Origin of the sequence: Streptomyces sp. NPDC002088, from assembly GCF_040296605.1 — a bacterium.
Classification (GTDB): Bacteria; Actinomycetota; Actinomycetes; order Streptomycetales; family Streptomycetaceae; genus Streptomyces.
This window is the reverse complement of sequence record NZ_JBEOXO010000025.1, coordinates 138,860-163,509: the sequence shown is the minus strand read 5'-3', so window position 1 is coordinate 163,509 and position 24,650 is coordinate 138,860. Positions and strand designations below refer to the sequence as shown.

Annotated in this window: 24 protein-coding genes, 1 tRNA gene and 1 pseudogene; 15 read left to right on the top strand and 11 right to left on the bottom strand. The window is 71.5% G+C overall.

The genetic code is table 11. The features are described 5' to 3' along the window. On the top strand, positions 1-243 hold a 243-nt coding region (locus ABT114_RS38985), incomplete at its 5' end, for an aldo/keto reductase (protein ID WP_351148580.1). 13 nt (positions 244-256) lie between these two features. On the opposite strand, the pseudogene ABT114_RS38980 reads toward ABT114_RS38985, so the two are convergent. From ABT114_RS38980 to ABT114_RS38965, 4 genes and pseudogenes are all read right to left on the bottom strand, one after another. After that, positions 257-445: pseudogene (locus tag ABT114_RS38980) on the bottom strand (Tn3 family transposase); the annotation flags it as partial. A 226-nt stretch (positions 446-671) separates the two neighbouring features. Beyond that, the gene (locus ABT114_RS38975; protein WP_351148577.1) at positions 672-1,115 is read right to left on the bottom strand and encodes a DUF6228 family protein; all 444 of its coding nucleotides are present in this window, start codon (positions 1,113-1,115) and stop codon (positions 672-674) included. Positions 1,116-1,378: 263 nt separating this feature from the next. Beyond that, positions 1,379-1,449: transfer RNA gene (locus tag ABT114_RS38970), tRNA-Ser, on the bottom strand. Positions 1,450-1,498: 49 nt separating this feature from the next. Next, positions 1,499-1,744, bottom strand: coding sequence for a WhiB family transcriptional regulator (locus ABT114_RS38965; protein ID WP_351148575.1), 246 nt, complete (start codon positions 1,742-1,744; stop codon positions 1,499-1,501). Positions 1,745-2,036: 292 nt separating this feature from the next. On the opposite strand from ABT114_RS38965, the gene ABT114_RS38960 reads away from it, so the two are divergent. Then, the gene (locus ABT114_RS38960; RefSeq protein WP_351148572.1) at positions 2,037-2,828 is read left to right on the top strand and encodes a VOC family protein; all 792 of its coding nucleotides are present in this window, start codon (positions 2,037-2,039) and stop codon (positions 2,826-2,828) included. A 27-nt stretch (positions 2,829-2,855) separates the two neighbouring features. Here the strand turns inward: ABT114_RS38960 and ABT114_RS38955 are convergent, their stop codons facing one another. Together ABT114_RS38955 and ligD are read right to left on the bottom strand one after the other, a co-directional pair. Continuing rightward, positions 2,856-3,893: a LacI family DNA-binding transcriptional regulator gene (locus ABT114_RS38955; protein WP_351148569.1), complete on the bottom strand. Its 1,038-nt coding sequence runs from the start codon at positions 3,891-3,893 to the stop codon at positions 2,856-2,858. Positions 3,894-4,079: 186 nt separating this feature from the next. Next, positions 4,080-5,147 (bottom strand): non-homologous end-joining DNA ligase, encoded by a 1,068-nt coding sequence (gene ligD / locus ABT114_RS38950; RefSeq protein ID WP_351148566.1) that lies wholly within the window; start codon positions 5,145-5,147, stop codon positions 4,080-4,082. Positions 5,148-5,220: 73 nt separating this feature from the next. Here ligD and ABT114_RS38945 point away from each other — a divergent pair, with 73 nt between their 5' ends. After that, positions 5,221-6,291, top strand: a complete 1,071-nt coding sequence (locus ABT114_RS38945) for an ATP-dependent DNA ligase (protein ID WP_351148563.1) — start codon at positions 5,221-5,223, stop codon at positions 6,289-6,291. Between the two features lie 20 nt (positions 6,292-6,311). Here ABT114_RS38945 and ABT114_RS38940 read toward each other — a convergent pair whose 3' ends face one another. Beyond that, the gene (locus tag ABT114_RS38940; protein ID WP_351148561.1) at positions 6,312-7,502 is read right to left on the bottom strand and encodes a zinc-dependent alcohol dehydrogenase; all 1,191 of its coding nucleotides are present in this window, start codon (positions 7,500-7,502) and stop codon (positions 6,312-6,314) included. A 214-nt stretch (positions 7,503-7,716) separates the two neighbouring features. On the opposite strand from ABT114_RS38940, the gene ABT114_RS38935 reads away from it, so the two are divergent. After that, a complete protein-coding gene (locus ABT114_RS38935) occupies positions 7,717-8,748 on the top strand; it encodes a DUF3048 domain-containing protein (RefSeq protein ID WP_502988464.1) in 1,032 nt (343 codons plus the stop codon). Here ABT114_RS38935 and ABT114_RS38930 read toward each other — a convergent pair whose 3' ends face one another. Next, positions 8,749-9,213 (bottom strand): MarR family winged helix-turn-helix transcriptional regulator, encoded by a 465-nt coding sequence (locus ABT114_RS38930; protein ID WP_351148596.1) that lies wholly within the window; start codon positions 9,211-9,213, stop codon positions 8,749-8,751. A gap of 226 nt (positions 9,214-9,439) precedes the next feature. Between ABT114_RS38930 and ABT114_RS38925 the strand changes: the two genes are divergently transcribed. The 8 genes from ABT114_RS38925 (at position 9,440) to ABT114_RS38890 (ending at position 16,751) form a co-directional block, all read left to right on the top strand. After that, positions 9,440-10,195 carry a CoA transferase subunit A gene (locus ABT114_RS38925; RefSeq protein WP_351148559.1) on the top strand — a complete coding sequence of 252 codons (756 nt, stop codon included), beginning with the start codon at positions 9,440-9,442 and terminating at the stop codon, positions 10,193-10,195. After that, entirely contained in the window at positions 10,195-10,839 is a 645-nt protein-coding gene (locus ABT114_RS38920) for a CoA transferase subunit B (protein ID WP_351148557.1), read from the top strand. Before ABT114_RS38925 ends, ABT114_RS38920 begins: the two co-directional genes overlap by 1 nt. Beyond that, positions 10,836-12,038: a thiolase family protein gene (locus ABT114_RS38915; protein WP_351148555.1), complete on the top strand. Its 1,203-nt coding sequence runs from the start codon at positions 10,836-10,838 to the stop codon at positions 12,036-12,038. The genes ABT114_RS38920 and ABT114_RS38915 overlap by 4 nt, the downstream gene beginning before the upstream one ends. 19 nt (positions 12,039-12,057) lie before the next feature. After that, on the top strand, positions 12,058-12,831 hold the full coding sequence (gene pcaH / locus ABT114_RS38910; protein WP_351148552.1) for a protocatechuate 3,4-dioxygenase subunit beta: 774 nt from the start codon (positions 12,058-12,060) through the stop codon (positions 12,829-12,831). Between the two features lie 6 nt (positions 12,832-12,837). Further along, positions 12,838-13,443, top strand: coding sequence for a protocatechuate 3,4-dioxygenase subunit alpha (gene pcaG, locus ABT114_RS38905; RefSeq protein WP_351148549.1), 606 nt, complete (start codon positions 12,838-12,840; stop codon positions 13,441-13,443). Continuing rightward, positions 13,440-14,771 carry a 3-carboxy-cis,cis-muconate cycloisomerase gene (gene pcaB, locus ABT114_RS38900; protein WP_351148547.1) on the top strand — a complete coding sequence of 444 codons (1,332 nt, stop codon included), beginning with the start codon at positions 13,440-13,442 and terminating at the stop codon, positions 14,769-14,771. Before pcaG ends, pcaB begins: the two co-directional genes overlap by 4 nt. Continuing rightward, entirely contained in the window at positions 14,768-15,895 is a 1,128-nt protein-coding gene (gene pcaDC / locus ABT114_RS38895) for a bifunctional 3-oxoadipate enol-lactonase/4-carboxymuconolactone decarboxylase PcaDC (protein WP_351148545.1), read from the top strand. Before pcaB ends, pcaDC begins: the two co-directional genes overlap by 4 nt. 64 nt (positions 15,896-15,959) lie before the next feature. Further along, complete coding sequence (locus ABT114_RS38890) at positions 15,960-16,751, top strand: SDR family NAD(P)-dependent oxidoreductase (protein WP_351148542.1); 792 nt, start codon at positions 15,960-15,962, stop codon at positions 16,749-16,751. 12 nt (positions 16,752-16,763) lie between these two features. Here the strand turns inward: ABT114_RS38890 and ABT114_RS38885 are convergent, their stop codons facing one another. Next, positions 16,764-19,445 carry an ATP-binding protein gene (locus tag ABT114_RS38885; RefSeq protein WP_351148540.1) on the bottom strand — a complete coding sequence of 894 codons (2,682 nt, stop codon included), beginning with the start codon at positions 19,443-19,445 and terminating at the stop codon, positions 16,764-16,766. Positions 19,446-19,774: 329 nt separating this feature from the next. Between ABT114_RS38885 and ABT114_RS38880 the strand changes: the two genes are divergently transcribed. Continuing rightward, positions 19,775-20,815, top strand: a complete 1,041-nt coding sequence (locus tag ABT114_RS38880; RefSeq protein ID WP_351148537.1) for a DUF2510 domain-containing protein — start codon at positions 19,775-19,777, stop codon at positions 20,813-20,815. Between the two features lie 154 nt (positions 20,816-20,969). Here ABT114_RS38880 and ABT114_RS38875 read toward each other — a convergent pair whose 3' ends face one another. Then, a complete protein-coding gene (locus ABT114_RS38875; protein WP_351148535.1) occupies positions 20,970-21,584 on the bottom strand; it encodes a TetR/AcrR family transcriptional regulator in 615 nt (204 codons plus the stop codon). 223 nt (positions 21,585-21,807) lie between these two features. On the opposite strand from ABT114_RS38875, the gene ABT114_RS38870 reads away from it, so the two are divergent. After that, positions 21,808-22,611: a phosphatase PAP2 family protein gene (locus ABT114_RS38870; RefSeq protein ID WP_351148532.1), complete on the top strand. Its 804-nt coding sequence runs from the start codon at positions 21,808-21,810 to the stop codon at positions 22,609-22,611. Continuing rightward, positions 22,608-23,558, top strand: coding sequence for a DMT family protein (locus ABT114_RS38865; protein WP_351148529.1), 951 nt, complete (start codon positions 22,608-22,610; stop codon positions 23,556-23,558). Before ABT114_RS38870 ends, ABT114_RS38865 begins: the two co-directional genes overlap by 4 nt. A gap of 232 nt (positions 23,559-23,790) precedes the next feature. Here ABT114_RS38865 and ABT114_RS38860 read toward each other — a convergent pair whose 3' ends face one another. Then, the gene (locus ABT114_RS38860; RefSeq protein ID WP_351148526.1) at positions 23,791-24,615 is read right to left on the bottom strand and encodes an LURP-one-related family protein; all 825 of its coding nucleotides are present in this window, start codon (positions 24,613-24,615) and stop codon (positions 23,791-23,793) included. Positions 24,616-24,650 lie beyond the last annotated feature (35 nt).

Here is a 24,650-nt window from a genome sequence, read left to right as displayed (position 1 = left end):
GTCGACACCGACGAAGCCATCGTCGACGCCGTCCAGAAGATCGCCGACGCGCACGGTGTCCCGATGGCCCAGGTCGCACTGGCGTGGGTACTGAAGAACCCTGTCGTGTCCGCGCCCATCGTCGGCGCCACCAAGACCCACCACCTCACCGACGCCGTCGCCGCGCTCGACCTCACGCTCACCGCGGACGAGATCGCCGCACTGGAAGACCCCTACACCCCGCGCCTGCCCACCTTCTTCTGATCCGGCCAACCACGGCCGGGCGTGGGGAGAAGCGGTAGCCGAGCATCTTGAAGATGCCGAAGACCATGCCGGAGTACGAGGCGTTGTCGGTGGCGACCACCTCCGGCTTCACCCCGCCGTCCAGGTTCAGCAGGGCGTCCACGATGAATAGGGAGTCGCGCGGGGTGCCGGGCACCACCATCTGCCCGATGCCGATGACCTGGGCTACCCGGCCCCGTCGTCGCGGACGCCCTCGGCTACCACGACAAGACCACCAGCCGCCTCATCAGAGAAACCGGCGGGACATGGAGCCGATACGCCCCAGGAGATCACGCAAGGCCACCAACAGGCTGGGTTCCTCGGGGAAGCAGTGACACTTGGATACGAGGGCCCACAAGTTCCGAGGGCTTGAGAGCGCGTGAGTGCTTGCTTCGGGGGCGCTGGGACGACTACCCCTGGCGGAAGAATTTTTGCACGTCGGCAGCGACAGTCGTCAGCTCTTCACCAGCCTCAATCACGGTCGTCACGGTGGACTCCCAGCCGCCGGAGAAGACCCCAGCTCGCAGGGTCCAGCTCAGATACACATGACCGCCCGAGCCGAACGTCGCTGCCACGACCAGCTCGTTGTTGGTCCATGACCGCTCGCCCTCCCAACCGCGGAAGTCGCGCGCAAGACCGTCGAGGAACTCGGTCAAGTATCCCGCACCGTCCCAGGCAGACACGGTCACAGTCTCGATCCGTGCGCGCAGGCCGTCATCAACAGCCTCAACGGCGAATACGACCTCGAACTCATCTGTCCGCGACCAGTCGAACAACCGGACAGAGGCCGCCGACGACCCCGACCCCCGAACGACGAGTTCGACCTGCCCAGGAACCACCTCGATCAGACTCACCCACTGAGGATACGGACGCCAACACGCCGGCGTCATCGCCGTCCCGACGCGCAGAGGTCGGTGCTACTCCTCGTCAACGTTTGGGGCTCCAGACCCAGGTCCCCGCCAGGAGTGTCACGGTCAGTAGTGATTCCGGAGCCAGATAGGTCAACTGACGACAGTGGAATACGAGAGCCCACCAGTACCAACGCCGGGATTCGAACCGGCGTGTCCGCCCTGATAAGGCGGCGAGTCTGCCTCTGCTCTACGGGACCATGAACGCACCCGGACGACCGGATTCGAACCGGCGTGTCCGCCTGAGCAAGGCGTGCGCCTACCTCTGCGCTACGTCCGGATGCGCCCCCGGATCCTAGCCGCACTCCTACGCGCCGGTCGCCCGGATTTCAGCGGGACGTACGCCTGAGCTGCAGCCGTTCCTTCTCGGACAGGCCGCCCCAGACGCCGAAGCGTTCGTCGTTGGCGAGGGCGTAGTCGAGGCAGGCGGAGCGCATCTCGCACATGCCGCAGATGAGCTTCGCCTCACGCACCGAGCTGCCCGGCTCGGGAAAGAAGAAGTCGGCCCCGGTCTGCGCGCACAGGGCCCGGGCCTGCCAGGCGAGGTCGGGCGTGGCGATGGTGTCGATGTGCATGGCCAGGATCGTGCCGGGCGGCGAAAAACGTTCGATCAACGCGGGATCAACGCGGCGGTTTCAGGGCCCTTGGCCGCCCCGATGATGCCCCCGCGGGGCGCCGCGGCGCACGGCGGCGCGCGGGGCGCCGGGAAACAATCGGAACGCCCGCCGTCACGGACGGCGGCTGCCGTGTCCGCCGGCCTCCCGCTGCCTCCCGCCGCCTCGCGTCCCGGTGCTCCGGCAGCGAGTGTCAGTGGGCGGTGCAAGACTCGGCTGTGCAGGCAACGGGACCCCTTCAAGGAGTGCGCAGATGCTCACCACCCGTTTCGTCAACGGCTCCCCGAACTGGCTCGACCTCGGCACGCCCGACATCGAGGGCGCCACCTCCTTCTACGACGCTCTCTTCGGCTGGCGGTTCCAGTCGGCGGGGCCCGAGGCCGGCGGCTACGGTTTCTTCCAACTGGACGCAAGAACCACGGCCGGCGGCATGCAGACCACGGCGGAACAGGGCCCGCCGTCGTGGAACGTGTACTTCCAGAGCCCGGACGCGGAGGCCACCACGAAGGCCGCCGAGCAGGCGCACGGCAGCGTGCTCTTCCGGCCGATGGACGTCATGGGCCAGGGCCACATGGCGATCCTCGCCGATCCGGCGGGGGTGCCGTTCGGCATCTGGCAGCCGGGGCAGACCAAGGGCGTGGACGTGGCGAACGAGCCGGGTTCGCTGTGCTGGGTCGAGCTGTACACGCCGGACATCGCGGCGGCGGCCGCGTTCTACAACAAGGTGCTCGGCCACGAGACCTCGGCCGTCGCCTTCCCCGGCGGCACGTATACGTGTATCAACCCCGCCGGTGCCGGGGAGGATGCCATGTTCGGCGGGCTGGTCCCGCTGGCCGACGACCCGACGGAGGCGGAGAGCGGCCCGTACTGGCTGCCGTACTTCGAGGTCACCGACACCGACGCGGCCGTCGCCAAGGCGCAGGAACGGGGCGGCAAGGTCCGTATGCCCGCCACGGACGTGCCGGACGTGGGCCGCATCGCCAAGCTCGCCGACCCGTACGGAGCACGCTTCGCGGTGATCAAGAGCGTGCCGCAGCAGGCCTGAGACGCCAGACCGGGCGGAGGCGGCAGTCTAGGCGGAGGCTCGGCGTACCAGGGTCGTCGGCAGGACCACGGCGGCCGGTGCGCCTGCCTCTGCCTGGTGTGTGAGGCCGCGGTCGAGGCGGCGCAGCAGGAGACGGGCCATCAGCCGGCCCATCTCCTCGATGTCCTGACGGATCGTCGTGAGCGGCGGGTCGGTCTGTTCGGCGACGGGCAGCATGTCGTCGAAGCCGATCACGGCTACGTCCTCGGGCACGCGCCGCCCGCGCTCGCGCAGGACGCGCAGGGCGCCGGAGGCGGTGAGGTCGTTGGCGGCGAACACGGCGTCCAGGTCGGGGCGGCGGTCGAGGAGTTCACGCATCGCGCGTTCACCTCCGGCGGGGGTGAAGTCGCTCTCGACGACCAGCCTCGGGTCGGCGTCCACCATGACGTCCCGGAACCCGTCGAGCCGGTCCGCCGCGGACGTCTGGTCGAAGGGGCCGGTGATGTGCGCGATCCGGGTCCGGCCGAGGCCGATGAGGTGGCGCACGGCCTCGCGGGCGCCGCCGCGGTTGTCGCTGTCGACGTAGACCGGACCGGGCGTGCCGTCGCTCCAGCCCGGGCGGCCGCCGAACACGGTCGGTACTCCGGCACCTTGGATCAGCCCGGGCAGTGGGTCGTCGAGGTGCAGTGAGAACACCAGAGCCCCGTCGACGTGACCGCCGGCGAGATAGCGGCCGACGCGGGCATGGTCGTCGCGGCCCTCGGTGAGGAGCAGGACCAACTGGCTGTCATGAGCCGTCAGTTCCTTGCTGATGCCGCGCAGTTGCAGTGCAAAGAAGGGATCGGCGAAGACGCGGGTCTCCGGTTCGGCGATGACGACGGCGATCGCCTCATGCCGTTTGGTCACCAGGCTGCGGGCGGCCTGGTTGGGAACGTACCCGAGTTCCTCCACCGCCCGCCGGACCCGCTCGACGAGGGGCTCCCGCACCCCGTCACCGCCGTTGACCACACGGGAGACGGTGGCCCGGGACACACCGGCCCGCGCGGCCACGGCCTCCAGCGTGGGACGGGCGGCTGTCTCGGTCACTTCGGGGCTCCTCACCGGCGGTTGCCGATCAGGATAGCCCCGGCGCAGGGGCGTCCGTGAGAGCGCTCTCGCGCCCTCGGAAGCCCGCTTCCGCAGGGCGTTCGACGGCGGTTTGCCGCGGCGTCACCGAGCAGGAGTCACAAGTCGGTGCCCCCCCTGGCACTCACCCGAGGCGGCCGTCGCCGGTCAACGGGTGCGGTCCGGCGGAGCGGGCGGCCGCTCCTCGCTTCCGGCCCCGCTCGGCTCCTCCCGCCTGGCCCGGCTCGGCTGCACCCGCTTGGGCTCTCCCGGCATCTTGGGGTACTCCGGCGGATACGGCAGGTCGGCGAGCCCGTGGTCGCGTTCGTCCTTCGCGGCCAGATCGAGGAGCGCTTCGAGGGAGAAGGCGTGGTCGTCCATGTCGGCGTGGACGTCGCCGAGTTCGGCGAAGCGGGCGGGCATCGTCGCGAGGTCGAAGTCCCGGGGGTGCGCGTCGCCGATCTCCTCCCAGCGCAGGGGGGCGGAGACGGGGGCGTGCGGGCGGGGTCGTACGGAGTAGGCGGAGGCGATCGTGCGGTCCCGTGCCGTCTGGTTGTAGTCCAGAAAGATACGTTCACCCCTTTCCTCCTTCCACCACTTGATCGTCACCCGGTCGGGCATCCGGCGTTCCATCTCCCGGCCTACGGCGATCGCAGCCCGTCTGACCTGGGTGAACGTCCAGCGCGGTGCGATGGGGACGAAGACGTGCAGGCCACGGCCTCCGGAGGTCTTGGGCCAGCCGCGCAGGCCGCCGAAGTCGTCGAGGACGGCGCGCAGTTCGTGGGCGGCGCGGACGGCGTCGTCGTAGTCGGTGCCGGGCTGCGGGTCGAGGTCGATGCGGAGTTCGTCGGGGCGGTCGACGTCGTCGCGGCGCACCGGCCAGGGGTGGAAGGTGAGGGTGCCGTACTGGGCGGCCCAGAGGACGGCGGCCTCCTCGGTGGGGCACATCTCGTCGGCGCTGCGGCCGCTGGGGAAGGTGATGTGGGCGGTCGGGATCCAGTCGGGCATGTTCTTGGGCGCCCGCTTCTGGAAGAAGGACTCGCCGGTCACGCCGTCGGGGTAGCGCTCCAGGGTGGTGGGGCGGTTGCGCAGGGCGCGCAGGATGCCGGGGGCGACGGCACGGTAGTACTGGGCGAGGTCCAGCTTGGTGAAGCCGCGCTCCGGGAAGAAGACCTTGCCGGGACTGGACAGCCGTACGGTCCGGCCGCCCGCTTCCAGTTCCACCGCGTCACCCATGCGGCCACGGTAGGCCTACCCCGCATTCCTCGCATACCGGGTGTTACGTGGTGAATGCGAGCAGAATCGGAGCATGGAACTGCCCGTCATGCCGCCTGTGAAGCCGATGCTCGCCAAGTCGGTGGCGAGGATCCCGCCGGACATGCAGTACGAGGCCAAGTGGGACGGCTTCCGGGCGATCGTGTTCCGCGACGGGGCCGAGGTCGAGCTCGGCAGCCGTACCGGCAAGCCACTGACCAGGTACTTTCCCGAGCTGGTGACGGCGCTGCGGGAGCGGCTGCCCGAGCGGTGTGTGCTGGACGGGGAGATCGTGATCGCGCGCGAGGGGCGGCTCGACTTCGACGCGCTCACCGAGCGCATCCATCCGGCGGCCTCCCGCGTGCGGACGCTCGCCGAACGGACCCCGGCGTCCTTCGTCGCCTTCGACCTGCTGGCGCTCGCGGACGAGTCGCTGCTCGACGTGGAGCTGAGCGACCGGCGGGCGCTGCTGACCCGGGCGCTGTCCGGGGTGACGGCGCCCGTGCACCTGGCCCCGGCGACCACGGACATCGAGGTGGCGAAGGAGTGGTTCGAGCAGTACGAGGGAGCCGGCCTGGACGGTGTCATCGCCAAGCCGCTCACCCTGCGCTACCTCCAGGACGAGCGGGCGATGTTCAAGATCAAGCACGAGCGTACGGCGGACGTCGTCGTCGCCGGCTACCGCTTCCACAAGAGCGGTCCCGTCGTGGGCTCGCTGCTGCTGGGCCTGTACGACGACCGGGGCGCTCTCCAGCACGTCGGCGTGTCCGCAGCCTTCGCCATGAAACGGCGCGCCGAGCTGGTGGAGGAGCTGGAGCCGCTGCGCATGGCGGACGCCGAAGGGCATCCGTGGGCGGCCTGGTCGGACGAGGCCGCCCACGAGACGGCTCGGCTGCCGGGCGCGCCCAGTCGCTGGTCGGGCAAGAAGGACCTGTCCTGGGTACCGCTGCGGCCGGAGCGGGTGGCCGAGGTGGCGTACGACCACATGGAGAACGGGGCGCGCTTCCGGCACACGGCCCGCTTCCGCCGCTGGCGCCCGGACCGGACGCCGGAGAGCTGCACGTACGCGCAGCTGGAGGAGCCGGTGCGCTACGACCTCGGCGAGATCCTCGGCCCCCGACCCTGAGCGGTCAGGGCCCTGGGCGGTCAGGGCCGCATGAGGACCTTGACGGCACCGTCCTGTTTGCGCTGGAACATCTCGTACGCGTGCGGCGCCTCGCTCAGCGGCACCCGGTGGGTGGCGAAGTCGTCGACGCCGAGCGGGTCCTCGTCGGTCAGGTAGGGCATGATCTCGTCGCTCCAGCGGCGCACGTTGGCCTGGCCCATCCTGAGCTGGATCTGCTTGTCGAACAGCGTGATCATCGGTACCGGGTCGGCCGTGCCGCCATACACGCCCACGATCGAGATCGTGCCGCCGCGGCGCACGAGTTCGATGGCGGTGTGGAAGGCCGCGAGCCGGTCCACGGTGAAGTGCTCCGCGAGCGGGCCGCTCAGCTTCCGGGGCAGCAGGGTCGAGGCCCGCTGGGCGAGGCGGGCGGCCGCGCTGCCGTGGGCCTCCGTGCCGACCGCGTCGATGACGGCGTCGGGGCCGCGGCCGTCGGTCTCGTCGCGGATCGCGGTGAGCAGCTCCTTCTCGCTGTCGAAGTCCCGGAGGTCGAACGTCTTCACGCCCCTCTCCCGCGCACGGCGCAGCCGCTCCGTGACCAGGTCCACGCCGAACACCTGCCCGGCGCCGCGCACCTGGGCGACGCGGCAGGCCATGTCGCCGATGGGCCCGAGCCCGAGCACGGCGACGCTGGCGCCCTGCTTGAGGTCGGCGTAGGCGACCGCCTGCCAGGCGGTGGGCAGGACGTCGGAGAGGTAGACGAACCGGTCGTCGGGCGGCCCCTCCGGGATCTTGATCGGGCCGAACTGCGCCTGCGGCACCCGCAGGTACTCGGCCTGGGCGCCCGGCACCGCGCCGTAGAGGCGGGTGTAGCCGAACAGGGCGGCGCCCATGCCCTCGCCGGTGACCTGCGTGGTCTCGCACTGTGTGGGGAGTCCGTCGAGGCACATCCAGCAGTTGCCGCAGGCGATCTGGAACGGCACCACGACCCGGTCGCCGGCCATCAGGTCGGGCACCCCGGCGCCCACCTCCTCGACGATGCCGATGGGCTCGTGTCCGAGGATGTCGCCCGGTGTCATGAACGGCGTGAGGACCTCATAGAGATGCAGGTCGGAGCCGCACAGCCCGGTTGAGGTGATGCGGATGACGGCGTCCGTCGGTTCCTGGATCGTCGGGTCGGGCACGTTCTCCACGCGCACATCCCGATTGCCCTGCCATGTCACTGCCTTCATCGTGCCGCACTCCCTTCGTGGCCGCTGCGCGTCCGCCCGGCGGTGGCGCCCGGGTACCCGGGCGCCCCGCGCCGAACCGCGGACGGGCCGACGCGCGTGGTCTGGACCGAGAGACCCGATCGACGCGTGCAGTCAGAACCGAAAGATCCGATCAACGCGTTCAGTCAGAACCGGGCGAGGTCGGGCATCAATGAACCTAATGAGCGCACAATCGATGGCACAGGACTTGGTGGCGACGGTGGGCATGGGACGAAGAAAGCGCACGCGACGCGCCGCGACGACAGCGACGCTGCTGGTCGCCACGGTGACGGTTTCCCTGGCGGCGGGCTGCACGACACCGCACGGCCCGCGCGACGACGGACGCAGCCGCCGACAGGAACCGACACAGAATCAATCGAGCCAACCCGGCCACCCCACCCAACCGGCCGGCGGCCACGGGTCTGTGCTCGCCGTGAAGATCGACAATGTGGGCGCCGCCCGGCCGCAGACGGGCCTGGACTCCGCGGACGTCGTGTACGTCGAGCAGGTCGAGGGCGGGCTGAGCCGGCTGATGGCCGTGTACGCCACCAAGCTGCCGGACGTCGTCGGTCCGGTGCGCAGCGCCCGCGAGTCCGACCTGGAGCTGCTGGGGCAGTTCGACCGGCCGACGCTCGCGTTCTCCGGTGCGCAGGGCAAGCTGCTGCCGCTGATCGACGACGCGCCGCTGCGCGCCGAACCGCCCGACGAGGTGTCCGGCGCCTACTTCCGCGGCGCCGACCACCTCGCACCCCACAACCTCTATCTGCGGCCGAGCCGGCTGATGCCCTCCGCATCAGGGACGGACGCGCTGACCACCGGCTTCCACTACGGCGCCGCACCCGAGGGCGGGCAGCCGCGCACCACGCGCACCGTCCGCTACCCCGCGGCCCGCTTCACCTTCACCTGGTCCGGGGACCGGCACCGTTGGCTGGTCGCCCAGGACGGGACACCGACGGTGACGAGCGACGGGCGGCCGGTGGCGCCCGCGACGGTCGTCGTGCAGTACGTGAAGATCCACAAGTCCGCCTACCACGACGTGCTCGGCAACTCCACGCCGTACACCGAGACGGTGGGCTCCGGGAAGGCGGAGGTGCTGCGCGACGGGCGGGCCTACGACGTCCGCTGGGAGCGGGCGACGGCCACCGACGGCACCGAGTTCACGGCCGAGAACGGCTCGCCGGTGAACTTCGCGCAGGGCCAGGTGTGGGTGGTGTTCGCCAAGGCGTGATCAGTTCTGGGCGGCCAGGGGTTCCGCGGGGTTGCGCAGCTCCTCGGCCGCGTCCGAGACCCGGCGGATCAGGTCGAAGAACAGCGTCTGCTCCTCGGCGGAGAGCGGTGCCAGGAAGACCTGGTTCATCCGGGCCGTACGGACGGTCAGCTTGCGGTGGGTGCGCAGACCGTCCTCCGTCAGGCGCAGCAGGAAGCGACGGCCGTCCTGCGGGTCGCGGACCTTGTCCAGCAGTCCGCGCCGGCCGAGCCGGCTGATCACCTCGGCGATGGTGGACCGGTCCAGTCCTACCCGCTCCCCCACCGTGCGCTGGTCGAGGCCCGGCTCGGCGACGAGCGCGTTGAGGACCGCGAACTGCGGCGAGGTGATCTCCTCGGAGACCATCGTGTTCCACAGCAGGTAGTGCGCCTGCTGCAGCCGCCGGGCCAGGTGCCCGGGGTGACTGCTGAGGTCCACCGCGGCCATGTGCGCTCCTGTGGTCGTATGCATGGGTGCATATTCGTTGGTGCACTGAACGATACCGTTCAAAGCGCGAACCGTCTGCGGGCAGGGGGAGTGCATTGACTTCGGCATTTACTGGGGTCTTGACGCCTAGGCCCGCCGGTGGCAGCGTGAGGGGAAGCTCGTAGAAATACTCAGTGCGCTGACTAATTCGTCGGTCGCTGCGCTTGGAAGAGATGGGGCTTCTAGGATGGACAAGGTGGTCGCCACGGCCCTGGAGGCGGTGGCCGACGTGCCCGACGGCGCGTCGCTGGCAGTGGGCGGCTTCGGCCTGACCGGGGTGCCGAACGTGCTGATCCAGGCGTTGCACGAGCGCGGAGTCGGCGGCCTCGGCGTGGTCTCCAACAACTGCGGGGCGATGGAGTCCGGGCTGGCCGTCCTCCTCGCCGCCGGGCGGATCGCCCGGGTGACCGGTTCCTACATCGGCGCGAACAAGGAGTTCGCCCGGCAGTACCTGGCCGGCGAGCTGGAGGTGGAACTGATCCCCCAGGGCACGCTGGCCGAACGGCTGCGGGCCGGCGGCGCCGGCATCCCCGCCTTCTACACCCCCGCGGGCGTCGGAACCCAGGTCGCCGAGGGCGGACTGCCGTGGCGCTACGACGGCTCCGGCGGGGTCGCGCTGGCGTCGCCGCCGAAGGAGGTACGGGAGTTCGACGGCACCGAGTACGTACTGGAGCACGGCATCCGCACCGACTTCGCCCTGGTCAGGGCGGCGAAGGGCGACCGGCACGGCAATCTCGTCTTCAACAAGTCGACCCGCAACTTCAACCCCCTGGCCGCGATGGCCGGGCGAGTGACAATCGCCGAGGTGGAGGAGCTCGTCGAGCCCGGTGAGATCGACCCGGACGCGGTGCACCTGCCGGGCATCTTCGTGCAGCGGGTGGTGGCGCTGACCTCGGAGCAGGCGGCGGACAAGAAGATCGAGCAGCGGACGGTGACCTCCTGATGGCCTGGACACGTGAACAGATGGCCGCGCGTGCCGCGCGCGACCTCGAAGACGGCCAGTACGTCAATCTCGGCATCGGCCTGCCGACGCTGATCCCCAACTACCTCCCGCCGGGCGTCGAGGTGGTCCTGGAGTCGGAGAACGGCATCCTGGGCACCGGCCCCTACCCCACCGAGGACCAGATCGACCCGGACCTGATCAACGCGGGCAAGGAGACCGTCACGGTCCTGCCCGGCGCGTCCTTCTTCGACTCGGCGCTGTCCTTCGGGATGATCCGCGGCGGGCACATCGACGTCGCGGTGCTCGGCGCCATGCAGGTGTCGGCGGGCGGCGACCTGGCGAACTGGGCCATCCCCGGCAAGATGATCACCGGAATCGGCGGGGCGATGGACCTGGTGCACGGCGCCCGCACCGTCATCGTCGTGATGACCCACACCGCCAAGGACGGCTCACCCAAGATCCTCCAGGAGTGCGCGCTGCCGCTGACCGGCAAGCGTTGCGTGAACCGGATCATCACCGACCTCGGCGTCCTCGACGTCACCGACGACGGCCTGGTGCTCGTGGAGTGCGCACCGGGCGTGAGCGTCGACGACATCACCGCCAGGACCGACGCCAAGCTGACCGTAGCGGAGGACCTCCGATGAAGGACGTCTACATCGTCGACGCCGTACGCACGCCGATCGGCCGCTACAACGGCTCCCTGGCCGCCATCCGGCCGGACGACCTGGCCGCGCACGCCATCCGCGAACTCCTCGCCCGTACCCCGGAGTTGGACCCGTCCCGGATCGAGGACGTGTACTTCGGCAACGCCAACGGAGCCGGCGAGGAGAACCGCAACGTCGGCCGCATGGCCGCACTCCTGGCCGGACTGCCCACCTCGGTGCCCGGCGTGACGGTCAACCGGCTGTGTGCCTCCGGTCTGGAGGCGGTCATCCAGGCCGCCCGTGCCATCGCCGTGGGCGACGCCTCCATCGCCCTGGCCGGCGGCGTCGAGTCGATGACCCGCGCCCCCTACGTCCTCCCCAAGAACGACCGCCCCTTCCCGGCCGGGCACACCGAGCTGTACTCGACCACCCTGGGCTGGCGCATGGTCAACCCGAAGATGGATCCGCAGTGGACGATCCCGCTGGGCGAGAGCGCGGAGCTGATCGCCGACAAGCACAAGATCAGCCGTGAGCAGCAGGACGAGTTCGCGCTGAGCAGTCACCGTAAGGCGGCCCAGGCGCAGGCCGACGGCCTGTTCGACGGTGAGATCGCGCCCGTGGCGATCCCGCAGCGCAAGGGCGACCCGGTCGTCCTCGGCGCCGACGAATGCGTCCGTCCGGACGCCTCCCTCGCGGCGATGGCGAAGCTCAAGCCGTCCTTCCGGACGGAGAACGGCACGGTCACCGCGGGCAACGCCTCCCCCCTCAACGACGGCGCCGCCGCTCTGCTGCTGGTCGACGAGGAGGGCCTGAAGGCCACCGGCCGCGAGCCGCTGGCCCGCGTCAGCGCCACCGGTGTCTCCGCGATCGACCCGCAGTACTTCGGGCTCGCCCCCGTCGAGGCGGTCAACCGGGCGCTCGCCAAGGCCGGCAAGAGCTTCGGCGACCTGTCGGTACTCGAACTGAACGAGGCGTTCGCCGCCCAGGTCCTCGGTTGTGTGGCCGAGTGGCCGGAGTTCGACCCCGCGGTCCTCAACCCCCAGGGCGGTGCCATCGCACTGGGCCACCCGCTCGGCGCCTCCGGTGCCCGGCTCGCCGGCTCGGTCGCCCACCAGCTCGCCCGCCGCGGCACCGGCACCGGTGTCGCCACCCTCTGCATCGGCGTCGGCCAGGGCCTCGCCCTCGTCCTCGAACGCTAAGGAAGCATCAGGAACCCCCATGGCTCTCACTCAGCAGGACATCGACCAGGAGATCGCGGCCGAGCACGCCGCGTACGAGAAGCGGGTCGCCGACGGCGCGCCCGTCGAGCACCACCCGCGACGCGACTACGCCCCGTACCGTTCCTCGGTGCTGCGCCACCCCCGGCAGCCGCCGGTCGCCATCGACGTCTCCAAGGACCCGGAGCTGGTGGAGCTGGCCTCCCCCGCGTTCGGCGAGCGCGACATCACCGAGATCGACAACGACCTCACCCGGCACCACCGGGGCGAGCCGATCGGCGAGCGGATCACCGTCTCCGGCCGGCTCCTGGACCGCGACGGGCGCCCGGTGCGCGGCCAGCTGGTGGAGATCTGGCAGGCCAACTCGGCCGGCCGCTACGCCCACCAGCGTGAGCAGCACGACGCCCCGCTCGACCCCAACTTCACCGGCGTGGGCCGCACGCTCACCGACGACACCGGCTTCTACCGCTTCACCACGGTTCAGCCGGGCCCGTACCCGTGGCGCAACCACGTCAACGCCTGGCGCCCGGCCCACATCCACTTCTCGGTGTTCGGCTCGGCGTTCACCCAGCGGCTGGTGACGCAGATGTACTTCCCGAACGACCCGCTCTTCCCGTACGACCCGATCCTTCAGTCGGTGACGGACGACGCCGCCCGACAGCGCCTGGTCGCCACCTACGACCACAGCCTGTCCGTGCCGGAGTTCTCACTCGGCTACCACTGGGACATGGTGCTCGACGGACCGAACGCCACCTGGATCGAAGAGGGACGCTGACCCGCCATGACGAAGATCGACACGGGCAGGCCGGAGAGTGTCCTGCCCACCCCCTCGCACACCGTCGGCCCGTTCTACGGGTACGCCCTGCCCTTCCCCGGCGGCGGTGACATCGCACCCGTCGGCCACCCCGACACGATCACCCTCCAGGGGTACGTGTACGACGGCGAGGGCAAACCGCTGCCCGACGCGTTCGTGGAGCTGTGGGGCCCCGACCCGGACGGCCGTCTGCCGCAGGTGGACGGCTCGATCCGGCGCGATCCCTCGACCGGCGGCTACCTGGGCCGCAACGGCGTGGAGTTCACCGGCTGGGGCCGCATCCAGACCGACGCCAACGGACACTGGTACGCGCGCACCCTGCGCCCCGGCGCGCGCGGGCAGAGCGCGCCGTACGTCAGCGTGTGCGTCTTCGCGCGCGGGCTGCTCGTCCACCTGTTCACCCGGATCTACCTGCCGGGCGACGAGGCGGCACTCGCAGCCGACCCGCTGCTGGCGCGGCTGGAAGCGGAGCGCCGCGACACGCTGATCGCCCGGGACGGGGGCGACGGCACGTACCGTTTCGACATCCGCCTTCAGGGCGAAGACGAGACGGTCTTCCTGGAGTTCCAGTGACAGCTGCCGAACCCGACAGCGGCCTGCTCGCCCCCGGGTGGGCAGGCTCCCCCGCCGCATCCGCGACCGGCGACACCGCCTACCTGCGGGCGCTGCTGGACGCGGAGGCCGCGCTGACCCGTGCGCAGGCCGCGCTGGGCCTGGCCCCGGCCGCGGCGGCGACGGCGGTGACCGAGGCGGCCGACGGCGCCGGCTTCGACGTACGGGACCTGGCGCTGCGCGCCCGCGCCGGCGGGAACCCGGTCATCCCGCTGGTCGCCGACCTGACGAAGGCGGTCGGCCAGGAGTACGGCCCCTACGTCCACCGGGGTGCGACCAGCCAGGACATCATGGACACGGCGACGATGCTGGTCGCCGTGCGGACGCTCGGCCCCGTCCTCGCCGACCTCGCCCGCACGGAACGGGCGCTGGCCGAACTGGCCGCCGGTCACCGCGACACCCCGATGCCGGGGCGGACGCTCACCCAGCACGCCGTGCCGACGACGTTCGGGCTGAAGGCGGCCGGCTGGCGGTCGCTGGTGCTCGACGCCCGGGACCGGCTGACGGCCGTACGGGACCGGCTGCCCGCCCAGCTCGGGGGCGCCGCAGGGACGTTGGCGGCCTTCTCGGTGTACGGCGCCGACGACGCCCTCGCCCTGCCGGCCGCCTACGCCCGTGAACTCGGGCTCAGGGAACCGCTGTTGCCCTGGCACACGCTCCGCACCCCGATCGCCGACCTCGCCGGAGGCCTGGCCTTCGCGGCCGGGGCGCTCGGCAAGGTGGCCACGGACGTACTCACCCTCGCCCGCACCGAGGTCGGAGAGGTCGCGGAGGGCAGCGGCGGGGGGTCGTCGGCCATGCCGCACAAGGCGAACCCCGTACGGTCCACCCTGATCGCCGCGGCGGCCCGCCGGGCGCCGCAGCTCGCGGCCACGCTCTACGGGTCGCTGGTCGCGGAGGACGAGCGGCCGGCCGGCGCCTGGCACGCGGAGTGGGAGCCACTGCGGGAGCTGCTGCGGCTCGTCGGAGGCGCCGCCCGCGACGCCGCCGAACTGACGGAGGGGCTGCGGGTGCAGCCGGACGTCATGCGCCGACACCTCGGCCTCACCCACGGGCTGATCGTCTCCGAGCGGCTTTCGGCCGAACTGGCCGGCGTACTGGGCCGGGCCCGCGCCAAGGAGCTACTCACGGACCTCGCCCGGCGGACCTACTCCGAGCGACGCACGCTCGCCGAACTCCTGGCCGAAGAGCCGGAGTTGAAAGACGTAGACCTCGACGAGCTCACCGATCCCGCCCGTTACACCGGCTCCGCCGGAGCCCTCACCGACCGTGCCTTGGAGCGACGTTGACCGCCAAACTCCTCAACCACCGTACCGAGGGGCCCGCTTCCGCTCCCCCGCTGCTGCTCGGGCCGTCCCTCGGCACGTCGTACGCCCTGTGGGACACAGTGGCCCCCGAACTGTCGATCGCCCACCGGGTGGTCCGCTGGGACCTGCCCGGACACGGCGGCTCCGCGCCGGACCTCATCGGCCCCGGCGCCACCGTCGGGGACCTCGCGGATCTGGTGCTCGCACTCGCCGACTCGCTCGGGATCGAGCGGTTCGCCTACGCGGGGGTGTCGCTCGGCGGCGCGGTGGGCCTGCACCTCGCCCTGCACCACCCCGAGCGGGTCTCGTCCCTCGCCGTCATCTGTTCGTCGGCGCACTTCAACGGCGCACAGCCGTGGCAGGACCGGGCCGCGCTGGTACGGCGCGAGGGGCTGGCCGATCTGGCGCAGAGCGCGGACGCCCGCTGGTTCACCCCCGGGTTCACCGTGCCGCGGCTGGTCCAGGACCACCGGGAGGCCGACCCACAGGCGTACGCGGCCTGCTGTGACGCGCTGGCCGCGTTCGACCTGCGGGAGCGGCTCGGCGAGATCTCCACGCGCACCCTGCTGATCGCCGGCCGCGAGGACCCGGCGACCCCGCCCGCACATCTGCGGGAGATCGCGGACGCGGTGCCGGGCGCCGCGCTCGTCGAGCTTCCCGGCGCCTCGCACCTGGCGCCCGCGCAGTGCCCGGAGGCCGTGCTGACGGCGCTGCGGACCCACCTCGACGGTGGCGCCAGGCGTGGGATGGAGGTACGCCGCGAGGTGCTCGGGGACGCACACGTGGACCGGGCGCAGGCCCGGCAGACCCCGTTCACCGCGCGCTTCCAGGACTTCATCTCGCGCTACGCGTGGGGCGAGATCTGGACCGACCCGACGCTCAGCCGCCGCGAACGCAGCATGATCACGCTGACGGCGCTGGTGGCGCACGGCCACTACGACGAGCTGGCCATGCACGTACGGGCGGCACGGCGCAACGGACTCACGCCCGAGGAGATCGGCGCGGTGCTGTTGCAGACGGCCGTGTACTGCGGGGTGCCGGCGGCGAACTCGGCGTTCGCGACGGCGCAGCGGGTGCTGGCCGAGGAGGACGACAGCCGAGGGTGACCCTGCTGGTGGTAGTTTCAACGGCACCTCGCGGACTCCCCCGCGGCATGCCTACGGTGGAGACATGTCCACCATCCTGATCACCGGTGCCACCTCCGGACTCGGCCGGTACGTCGCCTTCGAGCTGGTCCGCTCCGGACACGTCGTCCTCGCCCACGGCCGCGACCCGGACCGTACGCGGCGGCTCGTGGCCGAACTGCGCGCCGAGGGCGAGGCCGAGGGGTTCGTCGCCGATCTGGCCTCGCTGACGCAGGTGCGCGAGTTGGGCGCTCGGGTCGCCCAGACGCGCCCCGAGCTCGACGTGCTGGTCAACAACGCGGGCGTGGGCGGGGGTGCGCGCGGCTTGGGCCGGGAGACGAGTAGCGACGGCCACGAACTGCGGCTCGCCGTGAACTACCTGGCGCCGGTCGCACTCACCCGCGCACTCCTGCCCGTACTCCGGGCGAACGCCCCCGCCCGGATCGTCAACGTCGGCTCGGCCGGCCAGGAGCCCCTCGACCTCGACGACCCCGAACTCGGCCGCGGCTACAGCGGCGTCTCGGCGTACTGCCGCGCCAAGTTCGCGCTCGCGGCCCATACGTTCGCGCTCGCCGAGGAGCTGGAAGGCACCGGCGTCGCGGTGAACGTGCTGCACCCGGCGACCTACATGGACACGGCGATGGTCCGCGAGGCGGGCGTCGCGCCCTGGAACTCGGTCGCCGACGGAGCGCCCGGCGTCCTGGCGCTGGCCACCCGGGACCTGGGCACGGGCGGCTACTTCGACGGCACACGGCCGGCGCGGGCGCACGAGGCCGCCTACGACCCGGAGGTGCGCAAGCGGCTGGCGGCCGTGACCGACCAGCTGCTGGCGAAGTGACCCGGAGGTGACCTAGCGCAGCCCCCGTCCCGTGTCCAGCACCTCCCGCGCCTGCGCCACCAGCCCGTCCGCACCGCACGAACGGGCCAGCGCCAGGCCACGGTTGAGATCGGCGACCGAACGGGCGGCGATGCCGTATTCGACGCGGGCGGCCGCGTGTTCGTACTGGCAGGGCGACGACTCGAGGTAGGCGACCGCCTGGCCGGCCAGGCGGACCGCGCGCTGGCCGGTCTCCAGGGCGGCGGCGCAGCGCAGCGCCTCGCCGATGGCGGTGTCCGTGCCGAAGCGTTCGGCCTGGCGGCGGGCGTCGGCGCCGAGCCGGGCGGCACGGGCCGGATCCTCGACGGCCAGGGCCCTGGCGAGGTCGACGGTCCACGGCGCAAGAACCGGGTTGTGACCGCCGCGGGCGGCAGCCGCCTTCTCGGCGGCCTCCAGTTCGTTGATGCCGTCCTTGGTGCGGCCGACGGCGAGCAGCAGGCGGCCGCGCACGGAGCGGGTGTCAGGCAGCACGATGGTGGACGGGTAGGGCGGTGCGAAGCCGTACTGCTCGGCGACCGACCAGGCCTCCTCGACATGGCCGCGGGCCAGCAGCGTGTCGACGAGTCCACAGGTCGCCGACCAGTACAGGGGCAGGCCGCGGCCGACCCGTTCGGCCAGGCGCACCGACTCGCGCAGGATGGTCTCCGCGTCCCTGAGGCGGCCCTGCCTGCGGTAGGCGAGGCCGAGGAACGCGTTGGACAGGGCGAGGTGGCCGCCGCTCCAGCCGGCGATGGTGTATGTGCGCAGGGCCTCGGCGAACAGGCTCTCGGCGCGGTCGAGGCGGTCGGCGTAGGCGTACGAATTGCCCAGCATCATCAGCAGTTCGCTGCCCCACTCGGTGTCGGTCCAGCCGAGGCCGGGGGCGAGACGGCCGTTGACGAGGGCGCGGTCGGCGACCTCGACGACCTCCTCGGCGTTCTCACCGTGGGCCATGGCGTCGAAGGCGCGCAGGATGAGCAGGGCGCGCTCGGAGTTGTCGCGGCCGGTGCAGGTGCGGGCGAGCTCCGCGAGGCGTTCCGAGCGGCCCGGTGAGGTCGCCTCGCCGTGGATGCCCTCCCACATGTACTGCACGGCCTGCAGCCGCATCCGGGAGGGCCCGGCCCGGTGCCGGGCGGCCTCCGCCTCGACGGTGCGGACGGCCTCCTCCAGCTGGTCGTTGTGGAGCAGGGCCTGGGAAAGGCGGAAGACGGCGTCGACGCGTTCGCCGCCGTCGAGGCCCGGCATGGCGAGCGCGGTCCGCAGATGGCCGATCGTCCGGGCGGGCGCGGTCAGCAGGGTGGCGCAGCCGAGTTCGTAGAGCACGCGCGCGTGGACCTCGGGCCGGGGCGGTTCCAGCAGGGCGCGTTCGAGACAGCGGCGGGCCGCGTCGGGGGCGCCGACGGCGATGTGTTCACGGGCGGCCTCACGCAGCTGCTCGACGAGTTCCTCGTCGTCGTCCGGGTGGACCTGGAGGAGGTGGCGCGCGGCGGCAGCCGCACCCCGTCCGGAGTCGGTGACGACCTGGGCGGCGATGCCGTGCATGGCGGTGCGCAGGGCGTCCGGGATGGAGTTGTAGACGGCTGAGGCGATCAGCGGGTGGAGGAACTGGAGGTCGCCCTCTTTCGCGGGGCCCGCCGTGGGGTCGGGTTCGGTCAGGATGCGGGCGCTGCGCAGCAGTTCGGCGCAGCGCCCGGCGTCGTCGCGGCCCATCGTGGCGAGCCTGGCCACCAGGTCGACGGAGATGCCGGTACCGAGGATGGCGGCGGCCCAGGCGAAGCGGGTGGCGTCGACGCCGAGCTGTTCCAGGCGGGCGACGAGGCCGCCGCCGCGGGCCGAGCGGTTCAGGGCGCGCAGCTCACCGGCCGAGGACTCGGCGGGCTCGAGCTCGCTGTCCTGCACCTTGGCGAGGAGTTCGTTCGTCTCGTACGGGTTGCCGCCGGTGACGGCCCACACCTCGCGGCAGAACGGGGCGTCGGCGTGGGCACCGAGCCTGGCGCGGGTGAGGCCGGCGACCGCGTCCGGGGTCAGGGCGCTGATGTTGGTGACGGGGCCGCCCACGGCGGCGGCGACGCTGTCCAGGTGGCGGGCGCTCTCGCCGCTGACGTCGCCGGGGCGGCGGGCCACGACGACGAGGACGGACAGGTCGTCGAGACGTTCGGCGAACGCGCTGAGCCAGCGCAAGCTCTCCTGGTCCGCCCAGTGGGCGTCGTCGACGAGCAGGACGAGCGGCCAGTCCCGCTTGGCCAGCCGGCGCACGGCGGCGACAAGACCGTCGCACACGCCTTGCGGGTCGGCACGGGGTTCGCTCGGTTCCGTTATGCCGAGGGCGGGGCCCGCGATGTCGTACCAGTCGCCGAGGTACTCGCGGGCCTCCTCCGGCAGCAGCGACACCAGGGCGGGCTGCAACAACTGCCGTACGACATTGAAGGGGACGGACCTCAGAGTCTCGCCGCCACGGGCGGACCACACGGTGCAGCCACGGGCTTCGGCGATGCGATGTGTCTCGGCCAGCAGCGCGGTCTTGCCGAGTCCCGCCTCGCCCCGGAACACCAGCAGGCTGCCCGGGGACGACCGGTCGGCGCACAGGGTGTCCACCGCCCGTGCGATGGCGGCGACTTCCTTGTCACGCTCCCACAGGGAAGCCGAGGCGGCCGCCGTGGGCCTGACCTCCGTCATCCCGCTACCTCCCCAAGTCGCCCGAACGACGTGCAGATCTCGAGCGTAGCCGCCCGGCCCACGAAGCGGAGGCCGGTCCGCGCACCTGTTGCCGTGAAGAGTGACGGCGGATGCGCCCGGACGGCGCGGAAGGCCTGCGGGAGCCGCCCCGGGGCGTCAACGTCGGTTGCCGGATGGTGAATTGACGGCGGGATCACGCCAGTGGAGCGGGGCCCCCGGGGCGCGGGGGCACCGGCTCCCCCACGTCCGTCCGCGCCGGAGCGGCCTGCGTCGAACCGAAGACGGGGCCCTCTCATCCCCCTTTCACCGACGCCTCATACGGTGGGGCCATGACGCAGGTGACTCCTCCCGGGTGGTACCCCGACCCCGGGCAGAAAAGTGACGGTCCCGCCACCGAGCGCTGGTGGGACGGCAAGACGTGGACGGACCAGACCCGCCCCGCGGGGGAGGCCGCCGTATGGGGTCCCCCGACGCAGCCGCCGACCGACGGGGCATACCCGGATTCTCCGCCCTACCCGGCGTATCCCGCCCAGCCTCCGGCGGGCGGACAGCGGCGCGGGCTGCGTACCGGCATAGCCGTCGGCGTCGCCGTCGCGGTGCTCGCGAGCATCGGTGTCGGCGTGTACGCGCTGACCAAGGACGGCGGCGGCGGCAACACTGCCACGCAGCAGGGCCAGGGCGCGCCCGGCGGGCAGAACGGCTCCGGCGGCCAGGGCGGCCCCTTCGGCGAGTCGGGCGGCCAGGGCGGCCCTGGTGGTTCCGGCGGCACCGGTGGTTCCGATGGCTCCGGCGGCACCGGCGGGCAGTCGCCCGCGCCCGACCAGTCCGAGGCGCCGAAGATCGAGAGCGGTTCGGTCACCGACGCGGTGAGCGGGATCAGCATCCCCATCCCGGACGACTGGTACGGCCAGGAGATCACCGTGGGGGCGCAGGTCACATCGAACGACTCCTACAAGTGCCCCGGCGACACCTCCAAGTCGTGCACCAAGGGCGGCGCCTACTCGGCACCCGCTCTGGCGCTGGGCACCAGCGGTTCCACGGCCGAGGCGGTCGCCAAGGCGGACATCTCGGCGAACGCCGAGGAGTCCTACGGCGGCACCACCTACGGCAAGATCACCTCGCACCAGGTGCTGGCCTCCAAGGCGGTGACGGTGGCCGGTCAGAAGGGCTACCTGGTCCGCTGGAAGGCAGTCACGAGCAAGGGCGCCGACGGCTACGTCGAGTCGCTGGCGTTCCCCTCCCCGGCGAGCTCCTCGCAGATCGTCGTGGTCCGCTTCGGTATCGACGCCGACCAGAAGGTGTCGGTGATCGACGACATAACCAAGGGCATCAAGGTGTCGACCGGAAGCGGCAGCGGCCAGGACGTCTGACATCTGATCGACCCCGGCACACCAGTCGGCCGGGTGGGGCGCCTCTCCGCTCAAGAGGAACCCCACCCGGCCGGGGGGTGCGCGCCGCCCCCGTCCCCACGGTGCGGCGCGAGCAGGTCACCGTCCAGTCATCCCGTGGACGGCGGCCTGGGTCTCAGGCGAGGCCGAGTGCCGGCAGCACGGCGGCCTCCACGAACCGGACGAGGTAGTCCGAGTCGGCGTACTCGCCCATCAGGATGGGGCGCACGCGCAAGATGCCGAACATCATGGCGGGCACGAACTCCAGCGCCGGCTGGTCGGCGGCGACCTCGCCGCGCTCCACCGCACGCCGCAGGATCTCATGGAGCGCACAGACCTCCGGCTCGACGAGCGCCTCGCGCAGCGCCTGCTGGAGCTCCCTGTCCTGCGTGACCGCGTGGGCGAGCGCCTGGAGCAGCTTGGTGTCCCTGCCCGACCAGTCGCCCGCGGCCCGCGCCACCTCGCGCAGGTCGCCGGCGAGCGATCCGGTGTCGATGCCGACGAAGCGCACCTGGCGGTTGGCGCGCAGCGCCGCGGCCACGAACTGGGGCTTGGTCTTCCACTGCCGGTAGAGCGTGGACTTGCTGCACCGGGTGCTCGTGGCTACGCCGTCCATGGTGAGGGAGTCGTAGCCGCACTCGCGGATCTGTTCCAGAACGGCGTCGAAGAACTCCTGCTCGCGCTCGGGCGTGAGCTTGGAGCGGCGCGAGGCGACGACCGTCTCCGGTTCGTCCGCGGCCTGCGACGTCATCGGCACTTCTCCTCACTGGTGTCCGGCGGGCCCCCGAGGGCCCCACTCAAGTGTGTCGCATGTCAATCGATACGCCAGTGTACCGGTACTCCAACGTATCGGTACACTGACGTATCGGTACGACGCCGTATCGATGCCATGTACAGATTCGCGTACGCAGAAAGACGAGCCCGAGGCTCGCCCGCACCAGCACACGCACCACCGTCAGCAAAGGGGCCGGGGGATGAATGCCCGAACCGAGCCTGCAGAGGCGGAGCCCGACACGATAGCGCGGCCACCGCTCGTCCGTGAGCTCCTGCTCGTCGCGGGACTCTTCCTCGTCTACAAGTTCGGCCGGCAACTGGCGACGGGCCACACCGGCGAGGCCTTCCACAACGCACACCGCGTGTGGGACCTGGAACGAGCGGTCCACCTGCCCGGCGAGGGCTCCGTACAGGCCGTACTGCTGCACGGCGACACCCTGGTGCACATCGCCAACACCTACTACGCGACCGTCCACTTCCCCATCACCGTGGGCTTCCTCGTCTGGCTCTACCTGCGCCGCCCCACCCACTACGTCTGGGCCCGCCGAGTCCTGGCCGCGCTCACCGCGGCGGCCCTGGTGCTGCATCTCACGTTCCCACTCGCCCCGCCGCGGATGCTCGCGGCGACGGGCCTCGTCGACACCGCACAGCTGTACGGCCCATCGGTGTACGGGCCACCCGGGAGCGACCACCTGTCGAACCAGTTCGCCGCGATGCCGTCACTGCACTTCGGCTGGGCACTGATGGTGGCCATCGGCCTGATCGCCGCGACCCGGTCCCGGTGGCGCTGGCTGTGGCTGCTGCATCCGCTGGTGACCCTGCTGGTGATCGTCGGCACGGCGAACCACTACTGGCTGGACTCGATCGCGGCCGGCGCCCTGCTCTGCCTGGCGCTCGCCGTGATCCACCTGCCGCACCGCACGGCGACGACCGCGGGACGCACCCACGAGGACCTCGCACCGGCCGAGGAACACGTACTGGCGGGGGCGGGGGCAGGCCGATGAACGCCACCCTGCTCTCCGTCGTCCTGTCCCTGTTCTCCGCCGTCGCCTACGCGGCCGCGGCCGTCGCCCAGGAACGTCTGGCCTCCCGCTCCTCCGGTTCGGGCACACTCGGACTGCTGGTCAGCGGCGCATGGTGGAGCTCGGTAGGACTGAACGCCTCCGCCGCCCTGCTGCACGTCGTGGCCCTGAAGTACGGCCCCCTCACCGTGGTGCAGCCGCTCGGCGCGCTCACCCTGGTCGCGGCGGTGCCGTTGGGCGCCCGGATCGCAGGACGCCGGGTCAGCGCGAACGAGTGGCGAGGCACCGCCTACACCCTGGCCGGACTGAGCGCGATCCTGGTCACCGCGTCGGGCTCCGCACCCGACGAGGTACTGAGCGTGCCCGAGGCACTGACGGTCGCCGCGGCGACGGCGGCGGCCATCGGCCTGCTGTCACGGCCGGGCGCGCGGCCCGGTCTGCGGCACGCGACCGCGTCCGGCTTCGCCTCCGGGGTCGCCTCGGCACTCACACAGACGGTGACGGTGGCCGCGACCGACCGCTCGGGCCCGGTGCTCAGCGTGCAGGTGATCGGAGTGGCACTGCTCGTCGCAGCCTTCGCCACCGGCGGGCTGCTGCTGTCACAGACCGCCTACCGGGGCGGCCTGGGCGCGCCGCTGGCGGTCGTGACGCTGGCGAATCCGATGGCCGCCGCGGCGATCGGGCTCGTACTGCTGGGCGAACGCCTGCAAGGCGGCGCGGCAGGAGTACTGCTCGCGCTCGCGGGAGCAGGGCTCGCATCGTGGGGCGTCGTGCTGCTCTCACGCACCGCACCGGATCGGCCCGAACTGCCCGATCCACTCGAGGAGCACCCCGTGGCCGCGGTACTGGCACTGGAACCGGAAACGGCGTCGGCCGAACCGGCATTGATGCCCCGGCAGTCGGATCCGGGGCATCTGACCTCGCTGTAAGCGTGCGTGTGCGGGAATCCGGGATGCGGTATCCCGCACACGGCGCGAGTGCGGCGTACGGCATACCGGATACCGCGTGGATGCGGTGTACGGGATCTCGTATACCGTCCCCATACGGCATACGGGATCCCGCATGCCGGGTGCCTACGGCATACGAGATACCGCCCACCTCGCACATACGGTATGCAGGATCCCCCGCCCGCCCTGCCTAAGCCGTCCGCCGTCACCGACCTCAGCCCAGACCCCGCGAGTCCTGCTTCAGGGCGGTGTCCACGGTCAGGGCTGTCGCCACCACGAGGCTCAGCAGCGGCTCGGGCAGCTGGTAGTGGATCTGCAGGACGTAGTTGTCCGCGGTCGTGAACAGGGTCTTGGCGAGGCCTTCCCAGGTCTTGGTGATCCGGGCGACCTCGTTGTCCGCGTGGTCGACGATCGCGAAGTTCCACGCCCGCCAGTTCTCCGCCTTGATGGCGCCGACCTTCTGGCCGTTGGCGTTGATGGCGAAGTTGATCTTCCCGAAGACGTTCTGCTGGACGATCTCGCCGACCGGCTGACCGCCCGGACGCTCCACGATCACCCGCGACTTGAATATCTTGCGCGGGCGCGTGAGCAGCAGGACGGGCTGGCCGTAGGCGTCGCGGATCTCCAGCTTGTGTGTGAGGAACTGGTCGATGCTGGCGACGAAGCGCAGGATCTTCCTCAATGCGCTCTGTCCGACCTGGACGACCGAGCCGAGCGCGTTGCCGTTCTGATCCATGACCTTGTACTCGTTGGTCAGCTCGATCAGCTTGGCCTTCTGGTTCACCACCAGGACCGGCTCGGAGAACAGCGTGCCGCCGCCGGCGCCGCTCGGAGCGACGCCGGCTTCCTGCCTCACCTGCTGCTGCACGCGCGGGTCGGGACCGCCCTGTTGCTGCGGCACCTGGGCCTGGCCCGCACCCTGTTGCTGATCGGGGTTGGTGTGCTGGGTCCACTGCACGCCGTCCCAGTAACGGAGCGTCTGGGGCGCCCCGTGCGGATCGGGGTACCAGCCTGCAGGAGTGTTCGATTGCGTGGTCACCGGGGCACACTACCGTGCGCGCACGGGGCCCTGAC